The 1,944-nt window shown below is 54.5% G+C and carries 2 protein-coding genes; one reads left to right on the top strand and one right to left on the bottom strand.

Annotated elements, in window-relative coordinates; genetic code table 11:
• The first annotated feature begins 273 nt into the window (after positions 1 to 273).
• Positions 274 to 1,101: a hypothetical protein gene (locus WH91_RS19780; RefSeq protein WP_143078324.1), complete on the top strand. Its 828-nt coding sequence runs from the start codon at positions 274 to 276 to the stop codon at positions 1,099 to 1,101.
• Positions 1,102 to 1,121: 20 nt separating this feature from the next.
• On the opposite strand, the gene WH91_RS19775 is transcribed toward WH91_RS19780, so the two are convergent.
• Entirely contained in the window at positions 1,122 to 1,814 is a 693-nt protein-coding gene (locus WH91_RS19775; protein ID WP_046172741.1) for a glycosyltransferase family 8 protein, read from the bottom strand.
• Positions 1,815 to 1,944: the final 130 nt, after the last annotated feature.

Below are 1,944 nucleotides of genomic sequence, written 5' to 3'. Positions count from 1 at the left end.
CCGGCAACCGACACAACGGCCGCCCAGCGGGATGGATACTCTCCACCATGCTCTTGCACCATCCGCACTGCACGGGTGCGAACCTCACTCGAAAACTTGTTCGTCGTCTTGCTCGTCATGCTCCATCCTACTCAGGAGTTGGAGCCTCCGGCAAACCCGGTGCGGTTCACAGTGACACATGGGTCACTTGACGCTCGAGGTGAGAGAATACTTGCAACCTGGCAGTTGGAGTGATCCAAACGCCCAGACAGCTCACATAGGATGGGTACTCTCGTGTTTGACAATATCATCGCTGTCACAGCCTTGTACGATATTGGGCGAGGCGGGGTGGGACGTCCGATCGAGCAGTATATTGGATGGCTGAATGCAACACTTCGACTGCCGGTCCGCTTCACTGTCTTTCTCGATCCCAGTATCGAACTAGGTCAAATCCATCCCAAACCTGGGGACCGCCTGGTTCAGGTACCTATCGTGGAATGGTATCCGATGCGGTGGGAAGAACAGGTTGACCGCATAGGGATTTCCTTGGATAGCCAGGATTTGACCTTCACTTTGCCCCGCTATGCGCTTTTGGTGATGTCTAAATTCGACATGCTTAAACGGGTCGCGGTAGAAGAAGGCGACAGCGCCAAGATGTTGTGGGTCGATGCGGGTCTCTCCCGCTTTTTCAGGCAGGACATGGCTGACGGCCTATTATCCCGAAAATGGTTGGAAAAGTTTCGGGATGCGTCGTTTGCAGCGTCCCCAACGCCCTGGGGCCTGAAACAAATTAGAAAGGGCAGGGTCGAGGGGCTTGTTGGGACATCCCCGAGACTGGTTACGGGTGGAGATCTGTACATGACGGGAGCCGGCGCAGTTCATGCTGCGCAGCTGCTTCACGAGCTCGTGGAGCAGCGTTGGCTTCCCAACAACAAATGGGACAATGAGCAAGTTGCTATGGGGCAGTTGCTGGCTGACGGTTGGCCTGGTTTCAAATCAACCAAAGCGACACGAGAATTTGCGTCGATTGTCGCTGACCTGTTTTCGTTGCGCACGCACAGACGTGGGATCGCAGGTCAAGTAGACCACTGGTTTGAGAAGTTATCCAAGACGCGCGCCTGATGCATTGTAAACGCTTGGACCTATTTGGCTCGGAACTTCTTTTTCCACCAGGATATGCGGCGGTGCCGGACAAAAGCGTAGAATATCTCATTGGTCATGACGTGGCGGTAAAAGCGGGCAAAGGCTATTGAACGTCGCCAGTTTACCCAAATCCCCCATGGTTTTTTAGTGCCGGTATAATGCAGAATAGCGGGATCGAGACTCTCGTGCGCCAACAAGGGGCCGATCGTATTCCAGCGCCACGGCAACTGTAGCCAATTGTTGCGAAAAACTATGTTCAGCAGGTCCTGATCGTAATAAATTCGCTGCATTATCCCATCGGCAAATGCCTGCTCCATTTTGCCAATGATATCGGCTTGCCGCCACCCCTCTAGATCGATCAGAACGATGCCAGCGTTGAAGTAAGGATCAGCCACATCGAAGATGTCGCGATTGCCTCGGACATCTCGTCCGCCAACCAACCAAGCCCCGATGCTATCACGGACCGCGCCAATGGGACGTCCGTCCAAGTCCCACTCGTACGGCGTCGCAACGTCATCTCGGACCAGAATGTCACAGTCCAGATAGAGCACCCTCGCTATTGCTGGATCGAGCAGCCGGTCGAGTACGAGGCGAGCATAGACAATATTCGATAGTCGCTTATTTTCCGGCATTCTCTTTGCGAGATCAAGGAAGAGCTCTGACTTATCCAAGTCATACCATTTGAGCGTCACTGGTGACGTTGCCCCCAACTTCTATCCAGCCTGAAGGAGACTCGGGCGGTTGTTTTGGCCGATCTGGCCGGGGTGAGCTACGGGGGCTGGCGCAGAGCTGGTCATTGAGCGGAGCGGCAGATCCCGTCGC

The organism is Devosia psychrophila (assembly GCF_000971275.1).
Lineage (GTDB): Bacteria > Pseudomonadota > Alphaproteobacteria > Rhizobiales > Devosiaceae > Devosia > Devosia psychrophila.
Note: the sequence above shows the minus strand (reverse complement) of the source record. Positions and strands in the feature narration are given on the sequence as shown.